The sequence below is a fragment of the Paraburkholderia dinghuensis genome (genome assembly GCF_003837865.1).
Classification (GTDB): domain Bacteria; phylum Pseudomonadota; class Gammaproteobacteria; order Burkholderiales; family Burkholderiaceae; genus Paraburkholderia; species Paraburkholderia dinghuensis.
This window is the reverse complement of record NZ_RQIS01000048.1, coordinates 1-1,937: the sequence shown is the minus strand read 5'-3', so window position 1 is coordinate 1,937 and position 1,937 is coordinate 1. Positions and strand designations below refer to the sequence as shown.

General features: G+C 67.0%; 1 protein-coding gene. It reads right to left on the bottom strand.

Annotated elements, in window-relative coordinates; genetic code table 11:
* A partial coding sequence (acs, locus tag D1Y85_RS26810) for an acetate--CoA ligase (RefSeq protein WP_246025077.1) occupies positions 1–1,937 on the bottom strand: 1,937 nt, incomplete at both ends.

Genomic DNA, 1,937 nt, shown 5'->3' with positions numbered 1-1,937 from the left:
CGAGCTGATCAAGAATCGCCGGATTTTCCAGCGTCGAAACGTCCTGCGTGATCGCCTCGCCCTTCGCCAGCGAGCGCAACAGACGCCGCATGATCTTGCCCGAGCGTGTCTTCGGCAGGTTCTCGCCGAAGCGGATATCGCGCGGCTTGGCGATTGGTCCGATCTCCTTGCCCACCCACGCACGCAGATCGTTGGCCAGCTTCACCGCGTCTTCGCCATGCGGACGCGCGCCCTTGAGCACCACGAACGCCACCACCGCCTCACCCGTCGTGTCGTCCGGACGACCCACCACCGCCGCCTCCGCCACCAGCGGATTGGCCACCAGCGCCGACTCGATCTCCATCGTGCCCAGCCGGTGACCCGAGACGTTCAGCACGTCGTCGATGCGGCCCATGATCGTGAAGTAGCCCGTGTCCTTGTCGCGCACGCTGCCGTCGCCCGCCAGGTACAGACGCCCGCCCAGTTCCTCAGGGAAGTAGCCCGCGCGATAGCGCTCCGGATTGCCCCACACGTTGCGGATCATCGCCGGCCACGGGCGCTTGACCACCAGAATGCCGCCCTGCCCGTTGGGCACGTCCTGGCCCGTTTCATCGACGATCGCCGCCATGATCCCCGGCAGCGGCAGCGTGCACGAACCCGGCACCAGCGGCGTTGCGCCCGGCAGCGGCGTGATCATGTGGCCGCCCGTCTCGGTCTGCCACCACGTGTCCACGATCGGGCAGCGCGCGCCGCCCACGTTCTGGTAGTACCACATCCACGCTTCCGGATTGATCGGCTCGCCCACCGTGCCGAGAATGCGCAGCGACGAGAGGTCGTAGCTCTTCGGATGCACCTTCGCGTCGGCTTCCGATGCCTTGATCAGCGAGCGGATCGCCGTCGGCGCCGTGTAGAACGTGGTGACCTTGTGCCGCGCGATCATGTCCCAGAAGCGGCCCGCGTTCGGGTACGTCGGCACGCCCTCGAACACCACCTGGGTCGCGCCGATCGTCAGCGGTCCGTACGCGACGTAGCTGTGGCCCGTGATCCAGCCGATGTCGGCCGTGCACCAGAACACGTCCTCGGGCTTCGAGTCGAAGGTCCACTTCATGCTCTGCGCGGCCCACAGCAGATAGCCGCCCGTGCTGTGCTGCACGCCCTTGGGCTTGCCCGTCGAGCCCGACGTGTACAGGATGAACAGCGGATGCTCCGCGCCCACCGGCACCGGCGCGCAGGTGTCGCTCTCGGCCGCCGAGACTTCATGCATCCAGTAATCGCGGCCTTCGTGCCACGCCACCTTGCCGCCCGTGCGCTGGAACACGATCACGCTGTGCACCGCTTCGCAGCCGCCCATCGCGAGCGCTTCGTCGGCGATGTTCTTCAGCGGCAGCGCCTTGCCGCCGCGCATCTGCTCGTCGGCGGTGATGAGCGCCACGGCGCCCACGTCGACGATGCGCTCGTGCAGCGACTTCGACGAAAAACCGCCGAACACCACCGAGTGCGTCGCGCCGATCCGCGCGCACGCCTGCATCGCCACGATGCCTTCGACGGACATCGGCATGTAGATCACCACGCGGTCGCCCTTCTTCACGCCGCGCGTCTTCAGCGCGTTGGCAAAGCGCGAAACGCGGGCGAGCAGGTCCTGGTAGGTGATGTGGGTGACGGTGCCGTCATCGGCTTCGAAGATCACCGCGACGCGTGCGCCATGGCCCGCTTCGACATGACGGTCGAGGCTGTTGTACGAAGCGTTGAGTTCGCCGTCCTCGAACCATGTGTAGAACGGTGCCTTCGATTCGTCGAGCACCTTCGTGAACGGCTTCTGCCACGTCAGGGTCTCGCGCGCGAGGCGCGCCCAGAAGCCCTCGTAATCGCGTTCGGCTTCCGCGCACAGCGCCTGGTAGGCGTCCATGCCGGACACCGTGGCACTCGCTACGATCTGTGCGGACGGCGCGAAAACGCGG